At 70.6% G+C, this 18,815-nt stretch carries 12 protein-coding genes, 3 pseudogenes and 2 riboswitches; of the genes and pseudogenes, 9 read left to right on the top strand and 6 right to left on the bottom strand.

The genetic code is table 11. From position 1 onward, the window contains the following. The first annotated feature begins 203 nt into the window (after positions 1-203). The 4 genes and pseudogenes from ACFT41_RS27005 to ACFT41_RS27020 form a co-directional block, all read left to right on the top strand. Positions 204-377: a DUF6444 domain-containing protein gene (locus ACFT41_RS27005; protein ID WP_377588227.1), complete on the top strand. Its 174-nt coding sequence runs from the start codon at positions 204-206 to the stop codon at positions 375-377. A gap of 688 nt (positions 378-1,065) precedes the next feature. Continuing rightward, a complete protein-coding gene (locus tag ACFT41_RS27010) occupies positions 1,066-2,565 on the top strand; it encodes a SulP family inorganic anion transporter (protein ID WP_377588226.1) in 1,500 nt (499 codons plus the stop codon). Further along, entirely contained in the window at positions 2,565-3,014 is a 450-nt protein-coding gene (locus tag ACFT41_RS27015; protein WP_377588225.1) for a MerR family transcriptional regulator, read from the top strand. The genes ACFT41_RS27010 and ACFT41_RS27015 overlap by 1 nt, the downstream gene beginning before the upstream one ends. 676 nt (positions 3,015-3,690) lie before the next feature. Continuing rightward, positions 3,691-3,759: pseudogene (locus tag ACFT41_RS27020) on the top strand (hypothetical protein); the annotation flags it as partial. A 68-nt stretch (positions 3,760-3,827) separates the two neighbouring features. Here ACFT41_RS27020 and ACFT41_RS27025 read toward each other — a convergent pair. Further along, positions 3,828-4,556 carry a TetR/AcrR family transcriptional regulator gene (locus tag ACFT41_RS27025; RefSeq protein WP_377588224.1) on the bottom strand — a complete coding sequence of 243 codons (729 nt, stop codon included), beginning with the start codon at positions 4,554-4,556 and terminating at the stop codon, positions 3,828-3,830. A gap of 94 nt (positions 4,557-4,650) precedes the next feature. Here ACFT41_RS27025 and ACFT41_RS27030 point away from each other — a divergent pair, with 94 nt between their 5' ends. The 3 genes from ACFT41_RS27030 to ACFT41_RS27040 all read left to right on the top strand — a co-directional run bounded on the left by ACFT41_RS27030 (position 4,651) and on the right by ACFT41_RS27040 (position 8,496). Continuing rightward, positions 4,651-5,496, top strand: a complete 846-nt coding sequence (locus ACFT41_RS27030; RefSeq protein ID WP_377614024.1) for an NmrA family NAD(P)-binding protein — start codon at positions 4,651-4,653, stop codon at positions 5,494-5,496. 343 nt (positions 5,497-5,839) lie between these two features. Then, positions 5,840-6,646 (top strand): SAM-dependent methyltransferase, encoded by an 807-nt coding sequence (locus ACFT41_RS27035; protein WP_377588228.1) that lies wholly within the window; start codon positions 5,840-5,842, stop codon positions 6,644-6,646. After that, entirely contained in the window at positions 6,643-8,496 is a 1,854-nt protein-coding gene (locus tag ACFT41_RS27040) for a putative bifunctional diguanylate cyclase/phosphodiesterase (protein ID WP_377588222.1), read from the top strand. The genes ACFT41_RS27035 and ACFT41_RS27040 overlap by 4 nt, the downstream gene beginning before the upstream one ends. A gap of 68 nt (positions 8,497-8,564) precedes the next feature. Here the strand turns inward: ACFT41_RS27040 and ACFT41_RS27045 are convergent. From ACFT41_RS27045 to metE, 5 genes and pseudogenes are all read right to left on the bottom strand, one after another. Continuing rightward, positions 8,565-8,672: pseudogene (locus tag ACFT41_RS27045) on the bottom strand (IS481 family transposase); the annotation flags it as partial. 529 nt (positions 8,673-9,201) lie between these two features. Continuing rightward, on the bottom strand, positions 9,202-9,714 hold the full coding sequence (locus ACFT41_RS27050; protein WP_377588221.1) for an acyl-CoA thioesterase: 513 nt from the start codon (positions 9,712-9,714) through the stop codon (positions 9,202-9,204). Positions 9,715-9,829: 115 nt separating this feature from the next. Continuing rightward, positions 9,830-10,050, bottom strand: a riboswitch (cobalamin riboswitch). A gap of 12 nt (positions 10,051-10,062) precedes the next feature. Next, the gene (locus ACFT41_RS27055; protein ID WP_377588220.1) at positions 10,063-10,494 is read right to left on the bottom strand and encodes a hypothetical protein; all 432 of its coding nucleotides are present in this window, start codon (positions 10,492-10,494) and stop codon (positions 10,063-10,065) included. A 464-nt stretch (positions 10,495-10,958) separates the two neighbouring features. Then, positions 10,959-11,727 (bottom strand): annotated as a pseudogene (locus tag ACFT41_RS27060) (AAA family ATPase); the annotation flags it as partial. A 65-nt stretch (positions 11,728-11,792) separates the two neighbouring features. Next, on the bottom strand, positions 11,793-14,042 hold the full coding sequence (gene metE / locus ACFT41_RS27065) for a 5-methyltetrahydropteroyltriglutamate--homocysteine S-methyltransferase (protein ID WP_377588219.1): 2,250 nt from the start codon (positions 14,040-14,042) through the stop codon (positions 11,793-11,795). 113 nt (positions 14,043-14,155) lie between these two features. Continuing rightward, a riboswitch (cobalamin riboswitch) is annotated at positions 14,156-14,370 on the bottom strand. 571 nt (positions 14,371-14,941) lie between these two features. Between metE and ACFT41_RS27070 the strand changes: the two genes are divergently transcribed. Both ACFT41_RS27070 and ACFT41_RS27075 read left to right on the top strand, forming a co-directional pair. Beyond that, complete coding sequence (locus ACFT41_RS27070; RefSeq protein WP_377588218.1) at positions 14,942-17,437, top strand: IPT/TIG domain-containing protein; 2,496 nt, start codon at positions 14,942-14,944, stop codon at positions 17,435-17,437. A gap of 563 nt (positions 17,438-18,000) precedes the next feature. After that, entirely contained in the window at positions 18,001-18,636 is a 636-nt protein-coding gene (locus tag ACFT41_RS27075; protein WP_377588217.1) for a DUF4291 domain-containing protein, read from the top strand. Positions 18,637-18,815: the final 179 nt, after the last annotated feature.

The raw sequence follows: 18,815 nt of genomic DNA on the forward strand, positions 1-18,815 counted from the left end.
CGTCTACTCCGGACAGTCGGCCCGGGTCACGGCCACCCCCGCATCTCACCCAACGTGACATCCATGGGCATCGACCGACTTTTGAAAGACCTTCCTGACACCCGAAGCGGATCAAGTTACCGTTTGTCGCGAAATAATAGTCTTTGGTGGACTGGAGTTTCGCGACTGATCAGGTGCTCGCTGGCGGGTTGGCTTGAGCTGGCTTGACCTGGGCCGAGAACGCGGATCTGCGGGCTCGTCTTGGGCGGGATTCGTCGAACTCGTCGCGGCCGCCGTCGGACGGGCTGGCCAAGTCGGCGCCGAGGTCGTTGCGTCAGCGGTCGGGACGGCGTCCGGGTGGGCAGCCTGGTCGCGAGGGTCGCACGTTGTGGCAGTGACCGCGCATCGGATCGTGTCGCGTCGGTGCGACTGCGGGCAAAGCCGTCCGGCGGGCAGGGACCCGGCGGTGGCCGCGGCGGTGTAGAGGGTGTAGAGGATCAGCGCGATGCTGGTCGCGGTGGTCATGCCGTGGGCCGGGGTGAACAACCCGGTGGCGCGCAGGATGAGCGGTGTCGCGGTGACGCGCACCGACTCCAGCCACGCCACGGCGGGCCGCCGCCCTGGGCGCGGCGATCGCCTTGATCGGCGTCGCGACCATGACGGTCGTCGCGGTGGTGGAGGCATCTCCCGCTGCCCGCCTGGCGGACGCGGACGACACCGGTGAACCGGCGGCCCTTCGACTCCTGCCGGCCACTCCAATGACTCTCGACGCAGCGAAGGGCGACGACGTGATCCGGACACTTCGACAGCGACACAGTCATCGGGGCGACTACCGAAGGCGCTCCCCTCGACACCAATGGTGATGATCATCACGATCGCCGAACCCTACTCTCACCGGAGAGTAGGTTACGTGCAGGTCGTCGAGGTGCGGCTGGTGGCCCCTCGCGGCGTTCTCCCGGGCGACGGTGCCCGGAAACGGTCCGGAAACGTCCGCCCCGTACTGATGTGAATGTCCAGCGCCGTGCCCCTGTCGGGCATGGCAGCGCGTGTGCGCCCGGCGCGCACACCCCGAGCGGAAACGGCTGTATGTCTTCTGTGCTGTCCGCGGTCACCCGGCCGCGACTGTCCCGCCCGTCCTGGCTGTCGCCGAAGGTGTTCCGCACCGAGGTCCTCGCCGGCCTGGTCGTCGCCCTGGCCCTGATCCCGGAGGCGATCAGCTTCTCGATCCTGGCCGGCGTCGACCCCCGCGTCGGCCTGTTCGCCTCGTTCACCATGGCCGTGGTCATCTCGATCTGCGGTGGCCGGCCGGCGATGATCAGTGCCGCGACCGGCGCGATCGCCCTGATCGTCGCCCCGCTGGCCAAGGAACACGGCCTGGACTACCTGATCGCCGCGGTGATCCTCGGCGGGATCATCCAGGTGCTGCTGGCCGTGCTCGGGGTGGCGAAGCTGATGCGGTTCATCCCCCGCAGCGTCATGGTCGGCTTCGTCAACGCCCTGGCCATCCTCATCTTCGCCGCCCAGGTCCCGCACCTGCTCGGGGTGCCGTGGCTGGTCTATCCGCTCGTCGCCGTCGCCCTGGCGATCATGGTCGGGCTGCCCCGGCTCACCAGGGCCGTCCCGGCCCCGCTGGTCGCGATCATCGTGCTCACCGTGATCACCGTCGTCGCCGCCGTGGCCGTGCCCACCGTCGGCGACCAGGGCGAACTGCCCGACAGCCTGCCCACGCTCGGCCTGCCGCGGATCCCCTGGACGATGGACACCCTGGCCCTGATCGCCCCCTACGCCCTCGGGATCGCGCTGGTCGGGTTGATGGAGTCGCTGATGACCGCCAAACTCGTCGACGACATCACCGACACCCACTCCAACAAGACCCGCGAGTCCTGGGGCCAGGGCGTCGCCAACATCGTCACCGGATTCTTCGGCGGCATGGGCGGCTGCGCCATGATCGGCCAAACGATGATCAACGTGAAGGCCTCCGGCGCCCGTACCCGCCTGTCGACCTTCCTGTCCGGCGTCTTCCTACTCATCCTGGTCGTCAGCCTCGGCGACGTCGTCGCCGTCATCCCGATGGCCGCCCTCGTCGCCGTGATGATCATCGTGGCGGTGTCGACGTTCGACTGGCACTCCGTCTCCCCCGCCACCCTCAAGCGGATGCCGCTGGGCGAGACCCTGGTCATGGTCACCACCGTCGCCGCGGTCCTCGCCACCCACAACCTCGCCATCGGCGTGATCGCCGGTGTCCTCACCGCCATGGTCATCTTCGCCCGCCGCGTCGCCCACCTCGTCGAAGTCACCAGCGTCCTCGACCCCGACGGCGGCACCCGCATCTACTCCGTACACGGCGAACTGTTCTTCGCCTCCAGCAACGACCTCGTCTACCAGTTCGACTACACCAACGACCCCGACAACGTGATCATCGACATGACCCACGCCCACGTCTGGGACGCCTCCTCCGTCGCCGCACTCGACGCCATCACCACCAAGTACGACACCCGCGGCAAGACCGTCGAAATCATCGAGCTGAACAAGGGCAGCGCCGCCATCCACGGCACCCTCGCCGGCACCCTCAGCGGCGGCCACTGATGCCGAGCACCGCGCCGGGCACCGGGCCGCAGCACACCTGCGGCCCGGCCGCCGGACGGCTCATGCAGATCGGCGAGGCAGCCGACCGGGTCGGACTCAGCATCCGCACCATCCGCCACTACGAAGACGCCGGCCTGATCATCCCGTCGGCCCGCAGCGAAGGCGGCTTCCGCCTCTACACCGAACCCGACCTCGACCGCCTCGCCGTCGTCAAACGCATGAAACCCCTCGGCTTCACCCTCGACGAGATGCGCGACCTCCTCGACGTCCTCGACGCCCTCGACACCGCCACCGGCGTCGACCGGGACGGCCTGCTCGACCGGCTCGGCATGTTCCACACCGCCGCCACCACCCGCGTCGCCGCACTACGCGACCAACTCGCCACCGCCGAAGGCTTCGCCAACACCCTCCGCACCAAACTCGACCACCACGGCGGTTCCACCACCTGAGCGCCACCACCCTCCACCCCGAAGCCAACACCTCCTGCAGAGCAAGCCGCCAGCCGACCCGAGTGTCGAACAACAGGTCGGCCAAGGCTTCGCGAGCCGTCGGCGACATCTCGGCTCGACCCACTCGCGCAGCGAGCCGCCCCGCCGGCATGACGGCATGACGGCATGACGGCATGACGGCATGAACGTGTTGCGCAGCAACCCGCCCCCGCCGCAGCCGGGGTGAACCCGCAGACGCTGCGCTACCACGAACGCCCCCCGAACCACGCCGCAGCCTTGGGCGGACACCGCCTCTACCAGCCGAAGCGGTCACCGCGCTCCCGGGCAGCATCCGATCGAGCGGGCTGACCTGGACGGTGGGTGGGTAGACAGCGCAACCTTGTTCGGTCGCTACGACGTGCTGGCCAGCGGCAGGACCGACCAGACGTCGGCAGATCCTCCGACTGATCCAGCAGACTCCCAGCACGGAACCCGGGCAGGGCGGGGCCTGCCGTCTAGGCGAACAAGGCGGCGGCAACGTCGGGCGCAACCGGCACTCCGACACGCCAGGAGTCGGCCTGCCTTGATCTCATCGTTGGGCCAGAACCGGCCCGCCGCCGTCGACGTCGACTAGGAGATCCGGTTGGAGCGTGACGCGACCGGCCGGGTCGTCGCCGAGACGGCGAACGGACGTACCGTGTCCAGCTCGTACGGCGACCAGTTCGACGCCGTCACCGCGCGGACCCGTCCGTCCGGTGCGGTGACCCAGTGGTCGTACGACGAGTCCGGCCGGCCCACCGTCCTGGCAGTGGGCGGGCATCAGCTCCGGTTCGCCTACGACGTCCGTGCGGATGTCTCGGTGATGCGGTCGAGCCACTCGATCAACAGCAGTCGCTCGGAGCCGGAGAGCACACTCAGTTGTGGTGCGAGAGCCCGCAAGGCGACGGCTGTCGCGAGCGTCCTGTCTGACGCCTCGGTCGGGGCATCGGTCAGGATGCGGCCCAGAACGGCTTCCATCATCGCGTCGCCCAGGCCGGGATCGCGCCGCTCCCGCGGTGTTGCCAGCAGTGTCTGGATGGCTCCGACGCCCGCAGCTTGGATGAGGTCGACCGCGTGCGGCTCGGGAACCCGGAGTCGCCCGGCTGCCGCCAGGCGATGGACGCGTGCCTCCAGAATCTGTCGGCCCGTGCGGGCGGCCGCTGAGTTGAGCACGCGCTCCGGGTCACTCAGCAGGCGGAACACTGCCGGGTTGGCGAGACCGAACTCAATCTGTTTGCGCCAGCTCGCGCGTAGATCATCGAGTGGGTCGACGTCCGCCGCCGTGGCCGCCGCCGCGCGCGCGGCCTTGTCCGAGACGAACGTGGCCATGACGTGCTCGGCCACCGCCTCGAGCAGACCGTCCTTGTCACCGAACAGGCGGTAGATGGTCGGGGCCTGGACGCCGGCCCGCTCGGCGACGCCGCGCGTCGTCACGGCGCCGGGTCCGCCCTCACGCAACAGCCCCGCAGCAGCCTCGACGATCGCCGCCCGGATGTCTGCCCGACTCTTGACCACGTCACTCACGAACCAACGATAACACCGACTTGCTATCAGTGATCGGCGGCGCTACGGTGGACTCGTTTCCATCGATAACAAGAAAGGCGAACCAGTGATTATCGTGACCGGAGCGACCGGAGCCCTCAACGGCGCGACCGTCGACCACCTGCTCGAACACCTACCCGCGAGCGAAGTCGCGGTCGCCGTACGCGACACTGCCAAGGCCGAGCGCTTCGCCCAGCGCGGCGTCGAGGTTCGCCACGGCGACTACGCAGACCCCGGCTCCCTGCCGGCGGCGTTCGCCGGCGCCGACCAGTTGCTACTCGTCTCCTCCAACGACCCGACCGCGAACGCGATCAGCCTGCACCACGCAGCGGTCGACGCCGCACTCACCGCAGGTGTGAAACGGATCCTCTACACCAGCCACCAGGCCGCCGCACCAGACAACCCGTTCCTGCCCGGGCGAAACCACTTCGCCACCGAGCAACTCCTGGCTGCCTCCGGAATCCCCTGGACCTCGTTACGCAACGGCTTCTACGCCCACAGCCTCCAGTGGCTCGCCGGCCCCTGGCGCGAGACGGGTGTGATCGCCACACCCGGCGACGGACCGGTTTCCTGGACGGCTCGCGAGGACGCCGCCGAGGCAGCCGCCGCAATCCTCGCCTCTGACGGCGCATACGGCGGCCCGACCACCATCACCGCGCCCGCGGCCCCGACCTTCGCCGAACTCGCCGAGATCGCATCCGAACTGTCAGGCCGAACCGTCCGTTACCAACAGATGGACGAACAGGACTGGATCGCCGCGCAGCTCGCCGCCGGACGACCGGAACACATGACGCACTTCCTGCTGGGCTTCTACCAGGCCGCGCAGGCCGGCTACTTCGCCGGCGTCGACCCACTGCTCGGCGAGCTGCTCGGCCGTCAACCGCGCAACGCGCGAAACGCCCTCGCGGCGACAACCCGGTAGAGCCGCGACCGCGGTAGCCGTACCCTCAGCCGGCGATTGCCGCGCCTCGGTGACAACACCCTTGTGCCCGGCTCGCCGACGGCAGCCGACTCGCACCCGGTTCGAGCGGGCCACCCGGCTCGGCCGCCGACTCGCGGCGCAGGCAGCGCGGCGACAAGATCTTCTACCGACTTGAGGACAACCTACTGGAATGTCGTTGTCTGTACCGTGTGGACGGACGGTTGACGGAGTGGGCGTCAGCCGTCGACCTGTGGGCCGTCGTGATCTCGGCGCGGTGCAGCGGTGGGAAAAATCCGATTATAGTGGCGGCGGTCACGTTACTGTGGTGGTGGGAAGGGCGGCGATGGAACGGCCGGAGTGGGCACCAGCAGATGTTGATCTCAGTCGGCCGAGCGTGGCGCGAGCCTACGACTACTGGCTCGGCGGCTCGCACAACTTCGAGGTCGACCGGGAGTTCGCCCGCCAGGCATTGGCGGCGGTGCCGGATCTTCGCCTGGTCGCGCGGGCGAACCGCGAGTTCCTGCATCGCGCGGTGCGGTTCATGCTTGACGAAGGCATTCGGCAGTTCCTGGACATCGGGTCCGGCATTCCGACGGTCGGCAACGTGCACGAGATCGCCCAGCAGGTGGATCCGCACGCCCGCGTGGTCTATGTGGACATCGATCCGGTGGCGGTGACGCACAGCACGCACATCCTCGCCGGCCAGCCGAACGCGGTCGCGCTGCTCGAAGACCTGCGCCGTCCGGAGGCCATCCTGGGTCACCCGGAGGCCCGCCGGCTGCTGGATCTCGACCGGCCGGTCGGCCTGCTGCTCGTCTCGGTCGTGCACGCTGTCCCCGATCACGACGACCCGTACGGGCTGATCAGGCGACTGTGGACGGCGCTGGCCCCGGGCAGCTGCGTGGCGATCAGCCACGTCACCACCGACAGTCGGCCGGACGAGATGGGCGAGGGCGCCCGGCTCAGTGGCCGGACGAGCACGCCGGTCACCGCCCGTACCCGCGCTCAGGTGGAAGACTTCTTCGCCGGACTGGACCTGGTGGAGCCCGGCGTGGTGTGGTCCCCGCTGTGGCGTCCCGAGTCGCCGGCCGACGTCGGGGAGCACCCGGAGCGGATGAGTTTCTACGTCGGAGTCGGACGCCGCAGGTGAGCGGTCGGTCCGACGCCGACGGGGTCGACGACCGGCGCTGCCCGGGCGTCGAGGAGTTCGTCACGGCGTGGGCTACGGCCCTACACCGGGCCCACTACGTGCCGATCAGCGCCGAGCAGCGGCATCGCATCGTGACCGGACTGGCGGACCGCCTGGTCACCGCGGTCCTCGACGAACCGGCCGAGCCCGGCGACGGCCAGCGGATCGGCGCCGATCTGGTGGCGGCCGGCTTCGGGTCGCCGGAAGCGCTCGGTGGAACGATCGCGGTCATCGGCTCGCGGTTCCTCGACGAGCTGGGCATCGCCGCCGACCCCACCCGTGCTGCTCGGCTGAACGGCCTGCTGGCTGAACTCGCGGCGGGCTTCGCGGCGGCCGCGCACGACCGCAGCCTGAGAGCCCAGGACACGGTCCGGCTGGCCGCACTGGCCGCCCGCAGCCAGGCGGAGGAGGCGTTACGGATCAGCGAGGCCAGGTTCCGCCGCTTCGCTACCCACGACCAGTTGACCGGGCTGCCCAACCTGACATTGTTCACCGAGCAGTTGGGACGGCTGTCCGCCGCCGATGTGCCGATCGACCGGGTCGGCGTCTGCTGCCTCGACGTCGACGACTTCGCGGCGGTCAACGACGTGCTCGGGCATCAGGTGGGTGACCTGCTGCTCCGCGAGATCGCCGACCGGCTCGGCGCGCTCACCGACCGGCGGATCGACCTGGTGGCACGGCTGGACAGCGACCGGTTCGCGATCCTGGTCCGCGACACCACCTGCGCCGAGGACACCATCAAGATCGCCGATCAGGCGCTCACCGCGCTCGCCGCCCCGTTCCACGTCAACGGCACCGAGGTGCCGTTGACGGCAAGCGCGGGAGTGGCCGAGGGCGCCGTCGCCGACGGTGGCGCCGCGACCCTGATGCGCGCGAGCGAGATCGCGCTGCACTGGGCCAAGGCGGACGGGAAGGCCGCCTTGCGCCAGTTCGACCAGGACCGCAGCAACGCCGACGCCGCGCGCTACCGGCTGTCGGCAGCCATGCCGGCGGCGCTGCGGCGGGGCGAGTTCACCGCCGCCTACCAGCCCATCGCCGCTCTCCAGTCCGGGCGGCTGGCCGGGGTGGAAGCCCTGGCCCGCTGGCGGCATCCTCGGCTTGGCCTGCTGAGCGCCGCCCGATTCATCGAGCTCGCCGAACGCACCGGCCTCGTGGTGGCACTCGGCGGCCAGCTGCTGGAGCAGGCGTGCCGGCAGGCCAGCCGTTGGCAGCGGGTCCAACCCGGCCTGTACGTGAGCGTGAACGTGTCGGTGCGCCAGCTCCACCAGAACGGCCTGGCCGGGGCGGTGGCGCAGATCCTCGACCGGACGGGTCTGCCGCCGCACCTGCTGCAGCTGGAAGTAACCGAGCAGGCCGTGATCGATCTGACCGGCGTAGTGACGGAGACCCTGGCAGCGCTGATGAAACTCGGCGTCCGGATCGTCATCGACGACTTCGGCATCGGCTATGCGAACCTGGCCAATCTCCGCTCCCTCCCCCTGTACGGCCTCAAACTCGACGCCAGCCTGACCCGTTCATCGGCGCAGTCGGCCAGGCGGCCAAGGGTCCACCGCCCCGGCACGGATGACGGCTTCCTCAGCACCGTCGTGTCGCTCGGGCACAAGCTCGGCCTCGTCGTGACCGCCGAGGGCATTGAAACCGCCCAGCAGGCCCACCGGCTGGCCGCGACCGGTTGCGACAACGGGCAGGGTTGGCACTTCGGCCGTCCGGTGCCGCCTCACGAGATCACTGCCAGCATCGTCGCGCAGCAGCACCGCGACGCCGGGACACGGAACACCGAACTGCCGGGGCTTCCGGTCCAGCGGCGCTGACGCCGTCGCCGGCTCACAGGTCGCGGCGTTGGAAGGACAGCCCCGCGAGCACTAGTCGAAATAGCCGGCGCGTTGTTGACGCGGGTGATGGGTGGTTTGCCGCCGAGTGAGGTGTAGTTGCGGTGGTGGTTGTAGGTGTGTGGCCAGGCGGGTAGGGCATCGGCGCGTTGTGCCGAGGGCTTGAGGGAACCGCCTGCCCGGTCATGCTGTAGTCGGTGGGTTCCCTGCGCTCGCGGCCACGAGCAGGGACAGTTCGCGGACCAAGTCGTCCATGGCTTGGCCACTCTGGGCACGGACCAATCCGCTGTCACGTCGCCGGTATCACCCTGCGCGTCCCCGCACCCCGGCTCTGCACCGACAACGGGGCCATGATCGCCGCAATCGGCGACCTTCTCCCGGCGTGACGTGTTCCGTCCCGGGGCCGGCCTCGTCCACGCCGACGTCCCACCGTCACCCCTGGCCCTCGGTGCCGACCCCAACGCCCGTTGATCCGCGCCACCATCCGCAAAGACCTGCGCTGAACCACACGGCCCCTCCGGACACGCGAGTCGCCGCTCACCAGCCTGCAGAGCGAGGAACCCTCTCGGAAGGCGTGGCAGCCGCACAACCGCAGTCCACGTCGAGGACAACCAACGCAACAACGATCACGAGCGGTGGTGGCGGCGAGGTGATCGGCGGGCGTCGCGGCGACAGTGCGGGCGCGTCTCAGCCGTCCTCGGCACCGTCGAGTAGCGCCCGACGCAGGGCGAGACGGTGCTCGCGGCGGATCTGCGCCTCGCGGTAGCGGCGCCGGTCGCCGTCGGTCTCGGTCAGCAGCGGCGGCACCGGGCGTGGTTGCCCGTCGTCGTCGACGGCGACCATGACCAGATGCGCGGTGGCCACGTCGACCGGCGGCACCGCCCGGTCCCACCGGTCCGCGCTGACCTTGACGGCGACCTCCATCGAGCTGCGGCCGGCCCAGGTGATCCGGGCATCGACGTGGACGACGTCGCCGACCCGCACGGCACGCAGGAAGGCGGTCTCGTCGATGGCGGCGGTGACCGCAGGACCGTCGGAGTGCCGAGCGGCCACCACTCCGGCGACGGAGTCGATGAGGTTGAGAATCCGGCCGCCGTGGACGGTGCCCATCAGGTTGGTGTGGTGCTGGTCCATGATCTGCGACAGGGTCAGATGCGACGCCGACGGTGGCCGGCCGGCGAGAATGGCGCTCTCGTGCATGGTTCATCCGTCCTCGGGAAGCGTGCCGTCCGACCAGCCGGCACGCACGTCGAGGACACGCCGCAGCGCGTCACCCGCCCGACCCGCCCGCGAGGTCTACGGCTGCGCACACACCTCGTGCGTGCGCAGCGCGGGCAGGTCTTCGGACTCGCGGGCATGACCGGGTTCGCCGGTGTCTCCTACTGGCCGTCGCTTCCCAGGCCCCTGCGGGCCCAGTGCCGTTGACGGCGGTCGTTCCCACTCACCGCTGCGGGGCAGTCCCGGATTTCCACCGGGTTCCCTCTTACGACGCCCGAGCGTGAGACGCCTGGGCGAACCAGCGCCGGTGACCATCCTAACCGTTCCTGGTCAGCTGACCGGCCGGCTCGGACCCGGATGTGACCCACCTCCCCCATCGCCCTCACCGGTGGGTCCGGGCGGCCGGGTGGGTGACGGCCGAGCCGGGCCGGCGGCGAGCACGGTCACACCAGTGCCGGTCGGGCCTGCGATTGCGGCGCTGCCCGCAGACGGGTCCGGTGCCTGCGGGTCGGCTGCGGCGAAGGTGACCGGAGCGCCGAACGCGGCCCGGCGCGCGGCGCGACGCAGCGCGGCGAGCACCGCCGGGCCGGCCAGGACGATCGCCACCGCGGTGGTGATCGCGCGGCCGGTGTCCCAGCCGAAGGTGGAGGTGACCGCGGTGAACAGGGCGAGGCGGTGCAGGTTCTCCAGCACCGGCGCGCCCGCGACGTAGGACAGTTGGGTGTCCGCGCCGATGCTGAACGGCCAGAACCACAGGTTCATCAGCAGGCCGTAGCCGTAGGTATCCGGCTAGGACGGCGGTCTCGGCCCGTCCGCGCAGCCTCGCCGGAAGCAGGCCGGCTCCCAGGCCGATCCAGGACGCGCACAGCATCTGGAACGGCAGCCACGGTCCGACGCTGGCGGTGAGCAGGGCGGAGGCGAACAGGGACGTCGAACCGAGCAGGAACCCCGAACCCGGGGCCGAAGACCCGGCCGGCGAGGACGAGGAGGAAGAACACGGTCTCGATGCCTGCGGTGCCCGCGCCCAGCGGGCGCAGCGCGGCGTTGACCGCGGCGAGCACGCCGAGCATCGCCAGGGCTTTGCTGTCCATGCCGCCGAAGGTGAGTTCGGCCAGCACGAGCGCCACGAGCACCGGCAGCATCAGGAAGAAGACCAGCGGCGCCTCACCGGTGCGGGCGGTGGACTCCGGCTGCGCGGGGACGAAGAACGGCCAGGTGAAGGTGGCCAGCGCGGCGGCGACCTGTTCCACGGTCAGCCACGGCGCGGGGGCGAGAACCTTGGCCGCCTGCGGAGCGAACGCCGGTGACGCGAGCATGACCTCCGCCGTGCTGCCGTCGGAGACGACGTCCCCCTCGGCCATCACGATCACCCGATCGGCGAGGGCCGCGACGAGTTCGACGTCGTGGGTGGCGACCACCACGGCGCGGCCGGCGGCGGCCAACGTGCGGACGACCTCGGTGAACTGCCGCTTGGCGTGGTAGTCCAGGCCACGGGTCGGCTCGTCGAGCAGCATCACCGGCGGAGCGGCGGTGAGCTGGACGGCGAGCGCAAGGGCCAGCCGCTGCCCTTCGGACAGGTCGCGGGGATGCCGGGCGGCGGGCAGGCCGGGGGTGAGCCGGTCCAGCAGCGCCCGGCAGGTGCCGGCCGGCGCTGCGGTCTCCCGGTCGGCCTGGGCGCACTCGGCGTCCACGGTATCCAGATAGAGCAGGTCGCCGGAGTTCTGCGGGACGAGGCCGCCCGGCCGGCGGGCCGGGCTCTTCGGGTCGACGGTCCCCTGTGGTCCGGCCACTGCGACGGTGCCGCCGTGGCGGGGGCCGCTGCCCTGCACCGCCCGTTGCCGGTGTCCCGTCCGTCACGCTCCCGTCGCCGGGCAGGTAGAGCAGCCGGTCGGCGTACTGCACCACGCGCTCCAGCCGGTGCTCGGCCAACACCACGGTCACGCCGAGGTCGTGTACCAGCCGGGTGATGGTGGCGAGCACGTCCTCCGCCGGGGTGATCGATCATCCGGCCGTCCGGTCGTGCCGGGCGGGACGGGGTCGGCGTCCCGCCCGGCACGCGGTCACCGGCCGCGAAGCTCGACGGCGGTGGCGACGAGGTGCGCGAGGGACTTCTCGACCTCGGGGTAGCTGCGGGTCTTCAGGCCGCAGTCGGGGTTCACCCACAGCCGCTCGGCCGGCACTGCCGCCAGGGCCCTGCGAAGGGCCTCGACGATCTCGTCACGTGGCGGCACCCGGGGCGAGTGGATGTCCCACACACCTGGCCCGACCCCTCGGCGGTAGCCGGCTGCGGCGAGGTCGTCGAGGACCTCCATCTTCGAGCGGGACGCCTCGATGCTGGTGACGTCGGCGTCGAGGGCGTCGATGGTGGTGATGACCTCACCGAACTCGGAGTAGCACAGGTGGGTGTGGATCTGGGTGCCGTCGGCGACACCGCTGGTGGCCAGGCGGAAGGCACCGACCGCCCAGTCCAGGTAGGCATTCTGGTCTGCCGCGCGCAGGGGCAGGGTTTCGCGCAGCGCCGGCTCGTCGACCTGGATCACCCGGATGCCGGCCGCCTCAAGGTCGCCGCACTCGTCACGCAGGGCGAGGGCGACCTGGTCGGCGGTGACGTCGATCGGCTGGTCGTCGCGCACGAACGACCAGGCGAGGATCGTCACCGGACCGGTGATCATGCCCTTGACCGGCCGGTCGGTCAGCGACTGCGCGTAGGAGGACCACGCGACCGTCATGGGAGCCCTGCGGGCCACGTCGCCGTAGATGATCGGCGGACGGACACAGCGGGAGCCGTACGACTGCACCCAGCCGTGCTCAGTGGCGGCGAAACCGGCCAGTTGCTCGCCGAAGTACTGGACCATGTCGTTGCGTTCCGGCTCGCCATGCACTAACACGTCGAGGCCCAGCCGCTCCTGAAGCCGGATGACGTGCTCGACCTCGGCGCGCATCCGCCGGACGTAGCCGGAGTCGTCGAGCCGGCCGGACCGGTGTGCGGCGCGGGCCGCACGCAGCTCGGCGGTCTGCGGGAACGAGCCGATGGTCGTGGTGGGCAGCGGCGGCAGGTGCAACCGGGCGTGCTGGGCCGCCGCCCGCTGCCGGTAGTCGCCCCGTTGCCTGTCGGCAGGGTGCAGCGCGGCGAGCCTGCCCCGTACGGTGTCGTCGCGCCACGCTGCCGGGGCGGGCGGTAGCGGTTCGGGCAGCGACGTGGTGCCGTCGCGCAGGGCGCGGCCGAGCAGGACGACCTCGTCGACCTTCTGCCGGGCGAAGGCCAACCGCCGTCGCAGCTGCGGATCGAGCGTGGTCTCGGCGGAGAGGTCCACCGGCACGTGCAGCAGGGAACAGGAGGTGGACACGGCAACGTGGTCGGCGAGCCCGGTGGCCACGGCACCGGTCGTCATCGCCGCTCGCAGGTCGGTGCGCCAGACGTTGCGGCCGTCGACCAGTCCGGCGACGATCGTCTTGCCGTGCAGTGGGCCCGCCCCGGCGAGACGTCGCAGGTTGCCGGGCCCGGCAACCAGGTCCAGGCCGAGCGCCTCGACCGGCGTGTCCAGCAGTGCGGGCAGCGCGTCCCCGAGTTCCCCGAAGTAGGTGGCGACGAAGATCCTCGGCCGCGGTCGCACCGCGCACAACCGCGTGTAGGCATCGCGTAGCGCGTCGATCTCGGCTGCGGTGCGGTCGGCCACGAAGGCGGGTTCGTCCAGCTGAACCCACGTGACACCGGCGGCGGCGAGGGCACGGAGAATGTCGGCGTACACGTCGACGAGTTCGGTCATCCGGTCGAATGCCTCGGCACCTGGTGCGGAGGTCTTGGCCAGCAGCAGGAAAGTGGCGGGCCCGACCAGCACCGGTCGGCTCTCGATACCCAGCGCGCGGGATTGTGCGTACTCACGCAACGCCTTGTCGGGGTTCGCGGCGAAGACGGTGTCCGGTCCGATCTCCGGGACCAGGTAGTGATAGTTGGTGTCGAACCACTTCGTCAGCTCCAGCGCCGGCTCGGCGTTGACGCCGCGGGCCATGGCGAAGTAGGTGTCGAGCCCCGACAGGCCGAGCTGGGCGAAGCGTCGTGGAACCGCGCCGACGGCCACGGCGGTGTCGAGGACGTGATCGTAGTAGGAGAACGTGTTGGACGGGATCGCGTCCAGGCGGGCGTCGCGCAGTGTCCGCCAGACCCCGGCTCGCAGCGCGACCGAGGCGCTCTCCAACTCCTCGGCGTCGATACGGCCCGCCCAATAGGCCTCCACGGCCTTCTTCAGTTCACGGTTCCCACCGATGCGTGGATAACCGAGCACGGTGCTCTGACCGAATGTGGTACTCATGGGTCCTTCCCTCGAAGCGTCCGAGGACTCGCGCGAGGGCGGGAGGGAAGAGGCGCAGCGACGCACCGGCTTCCGCCCCGGCCTTCCCGAGAGACCGTCGACGGCGTACGCCGGCCGGCGTACGCGGTGCGGGCAGGTCTTCGGACTCGCGGGCATGACCTGCTCGGTCGCCTACTGGCCGTCGCTTCCCAGACCTCGCGGTCCAGTGCTTGATGACGGCGGTCGTTCCCACTCACCGCTGCGGGGCAGTCCCGGTCTCGCACCGGGTTCCCTCTTACGACGCCGCGACGCTCGAACGTCACGGCGAACCAGCACTGCTGTCCATCCTAGGTGTCCAGAAGCGATCGGCGTTGGCGCGTCCGCCCCTCGAGACGAAGAGACATCGCGGCAGCCCGGTTGGAGCACGAGGTGCGCCAGGCCCCCGGGCCGGTCTGGCGCGGTTCGAGGCGATCGTCGCGGAGGCCGACCCGACCGACAGCAGGTGCGAACGTCTCACCGAAGCACACCGTGACCGGATCCGGGCGACCCGCGTCGACAGGCTCCTCACCGCGATCTCTTCTCTGTCAGGCCCCGGCCCGATGGGGCGTGTCCGGCATCCGGGGGCTGTCCGAACTCAAACCCGGGGCTTGACAGACCTCACCACCGACAGCAGGAAATTCCGTTATGAGTAACTTGTCCGGTTCATCCTCGTTCAGTCGATGACGGCTGCCGCCACACCGAGCAGACCCGTCATTCCATCTGAACGGGGGAAATTGGTGAGGCCTGTCCTGCGAAGAACCACAAGCGCGTCCACGGCCATGCTGGTCGCCAGCCTGGCAACCCTGTGGTTGGGGACGCCGGCACGAGCGGCACCAGGCGACGCGAACGCGCGCGGTGTCGTCGTCGACCTATCCGCCGAGGTGACCGGTGTAGCCGTGATCACCGCCGACGCCACCATCGGTACCGCCACCGCGCCGGCCGCCGGTGGTACCGACACCGAGACGCTGCTGGCGGTATCGGTACCGGGGGCGCTCGGAGTGACCGCCAGCGGCACCGTCGAGGAGGTCACCGCCACCCGGGCGGCGGGCGCGTCGTCGGCGTCCGCCAGCGTCAACGGTCTCAACCTGGCCGTGCTCGGCGTCGACGTGCTGGACGCTGCGGAGGCCACCGCCACCGCGATCTGCCCGCAGGTCGGCGCCACCAGTGCGGACACCACGCTCGTCGGGCTGGAGCTGTTCGGCTCGGCGGTGACGCTGACGGCGAACACTTCCGCCGTCGTAGGCAGCTCGGCAGTGGTGGTGCCGGGGCTGGTGGGCGCGAGCCTGAACGCCTCATTGACCCGCGTCGAGACGACCACCGCCACCGGCGCCACCGCGATCACCGTGCGGGCCGCCCTCACCCTGTCGGGCACCGTCCTCGGTGTCCCGACCACCATTCCCGTAGGAACCGTGATCGTGGCCGAGGCCACCTGCGAGCGTCCGCCGGCGGCACCGACCACCGCGACGATCACGCCCGACGAGGGCTCGCAAGCGGGCGGCCAGACGGTGACGATCACCGGCACGGGCTTCATCCCGGGCGGCACCACGGTCACCTTCGACGGCGTGCCCGCGACCGGTGTCACGGTGACGCCGGACGGTGTCTCTCTGACGGCGGTCACCCCGCCCGGCTCGATCGGTCCCGCACAGGCCGTGGTCAGCACGGTGAACGGCACGGCTCCGCCGCTGGGCTACACGTACCTGGCCGACGGCAGCGCGGCCACCATCACCAACCTCACGCCGCCCTCCGGGCCGACCGCCGGCGGCACGACGGTGACGATCACCGGCACCGGCTTCACCGGGGCTGCCGGCGTGGACTTCGAGGGCCTACCCGGCACCGAATTCACCGTCAATCCGGCCGGCACCACGATCACCGTGTCCACCTCACCGAACCCGGCGGGACCGGCCCTGGTCGAGCTGGTCTTCCCGGCCGGTCGGGTGACCGCGCCGACCTTCACCTACATCGCGCCAACGATCACCTCGATCGTGCCGGACACCGGACCGACCGCCGGCGGCACGACGGTGACGATCACCGGCACCGGATTCACCGGGGCGACCGGAGTGACCTTCGACGACACCCCGGGTACCAACCTCGTCGTGAACCCGAGCGGCACCTCGCTGACCGTGGTCACACCACCCGGGCAGGTCGGTCCGGTGGACGTCACCGTGCTCATCCCGGGCGCGAACGTGACCACACCAAACGGTTTCACGTACGTGGCGGCACCGCCGACCGCCGCGTCGATCACGCCGGACGCGGGTCCTCAGTCAGGCGGCCAGACGGTGACGATCACCGGCACCGGCCTCGTCCCCGGTGACACGACCGTCACCTTCGACGGCGCGCCGGCCACCAACGTCACGGTCAACCCGGGCGGCACCTCCTTGACGGCTGTCACCCCGCCCGGCGCGGTCGGGCCGGCCGTCGTGGTGGTGACCACCGGCGGCGGTACGGCAGCACCGCTGGACTACACCTACCTCGCCGACGGCAGTGCCGCCAACGCGACCGGGCTGACCCCGACGACCGGGCCGGCCTCGGGTGGCACCACGGTCACCATCACCGGGACCGGATTCACCGGAGCAACCGGAGTGACCTTCGACGGGGTTCCCGGCACCGGATTCACCGTCAATCCGGCCGGCACCACGATCACCGTGGTGACACCGCCCCGCACCGCCGGACCCGCAGAGGTGCGCCTGGTGTTCCCCGCAGGCACCGCCGCTGCGCCACCCTTCACGTACCTCGCACCAACGATCGCCTCCATCGTGCCGGACACCGGGCCGACCACCGGCGGCACCACGGTGACCATCACCGGCACCGGCCTCACCGGCGCCACCGGCGTGGACTTCGGCAACGCACCGGGCACCAACCTCGTCGTGAACCCCAACGGCACCTCACTGACCGTGGTCGCCCCACCCGGCCTGCCCGGCCCGGTGGACGTGACCGTCCAACTGCCCGGTGACGACGTCACCGAACCAGACGGGTTCACCTACGAACCCGCCCCACCGCGCATCGACACCGTCACCCCCGGACAGGGGCCGACCGATGGCGGCACGACCGTGACGGTCGGTGGTTCCGGGTTCGTGCCGGGCGGGACCACGGTCACCATCTGCGGAAAGGCCATCCCGGCCAGCCAGGTCACCGTGGCAGCGGACGGTCGCTCGTTGACCTTCCGTACGCCGCCCTGCCCAGCCGGAAACACCACGGTCGTCGTGAGCACCGACGGTGGCACCTCCAACGGACTCATCTTCCGCTACGTCTCGCGGATCCTGCCGGTGACCGGTGACACCATCGCCACGCCGCTGACCGCCGGGGCGATGCTCGCGCTCCTCGGCATCGTCCTCGTCCTGCTGACCCGCCACCGGCAGCGCGCCGGCCGAATCGGCTGACCGGATAGTCCCGGCCAGGGCCCGATCGGGCCCTGGCCGGCGGAGGACACCACGTTGGCGGCGGCGCCCAGCACCACGAACAGCCACAGCAGCGGGCGTACGGCGCCAACCCGGTCCATCGCCGTACGTGCGGTCTGCGGCGCCTCGGAGATTCGGTACATGTCATTCACGGCGCGCTCCTCGTGGGTCGGGCTGCTGGGATGCCGCAAACCTACGAGTCGCTGCCCTGGTGCACGATCCAGCCAACGAGTCAGTCCAGGTACAGCAGGCTGTACTCCTCGGGCGGCGGAGCCGGACCGGCCAGCGGCCACCAGGGCGGGTGGGATTGTCGGCATCCGCCCGCTGCCGAGGGAACAGTCCCACCACCGTCCGGCACGGGTGGCCGGGTGTTCGGCCAGGGCGTCTGCCCGTCGGTCAGGGCCACCATGACGCCTGGGCAGGGCCGTGCGCGCAGCGCCTTGGCGAATGCCGGCGGCGAACCCGGCGCGGGCCGTCGACCTTGGCGGTAGCGTTGATGCGGAATCTGGGTGGAACGATCGGTCCTGATCGTTGAGGATCGGCGGGTGTCCGTTCCCGTACGTCAGATTCGTGCTCGCTACTCGGCCGCGACCGTCACCGTGTACCAGGCGTACCCGCCGCAGATCGCGCTGTCGGCGGTGTCGGCCGGCCGTTTCGTGGCCCCTTTCAAGCGGGACCGGATGACGTGGATCAAGCCGTCCTTCCTGTGGATGATGTACCGCTGCGGCTGGGCCACCAAACCGGGGCAGGAGCGCGTGCTGTCCATCGACATCACGCGGGAGGGGTTCGAGTGGGCACTGGCGCGAGCCTGTCTCAGTCACTACGACCGCGACGTGCACGGCGACAGGGCGACCTGGTCACGGCTGTTGAAGACCAGTCCAGTCCGAGTGCAGTGGGACCCTGAGCGGTCCCTGCGGCTGAACGCGCTGCCGTACCGGTCGCTGCAGGTCGGCCTGTCCGGCGAGGCTGTCGACCGGTACGTCGACGACTGGACCGTCGCCGTCACGGACATCACTCCCACCGTTGAACGAGTCCGGGACCTGCTGCGCCACGGCGACGATCAGGCAGCGGCAGCTCAACTGCCCGTCGAACACGTCTACCCACTCCCGGATCGGCTCGCCGTCGGCCTCCACGCCAGCCCGGACGTCGCCGCCAGCGAGGACCCCGAGCGACAGCAGTGACAGTGCACCAGAGACGAACCGCCCAGCCGCACCCTGCCGACAGGGACCCGGTGGCCAGGCGCTCGGTCGTCGCCCGGACGGTCAGTGCGCGCTCGCCGCCCGCATCGAGAAGCTCGATAGCGGTGTCGATGATCTGCTCCCAGGAGAGCACCTGATTGCGCCGCTGTGTCCGGCGCGCT

This window comes from Micromonospora sp. NPDC057141 (genome assembly GCF_042670805.1).
Lineage (GTDB): Bacteria > Actinomycetota > Actinomycetes > Mycobacteriales > Micromonosporaceae > Micromonospora.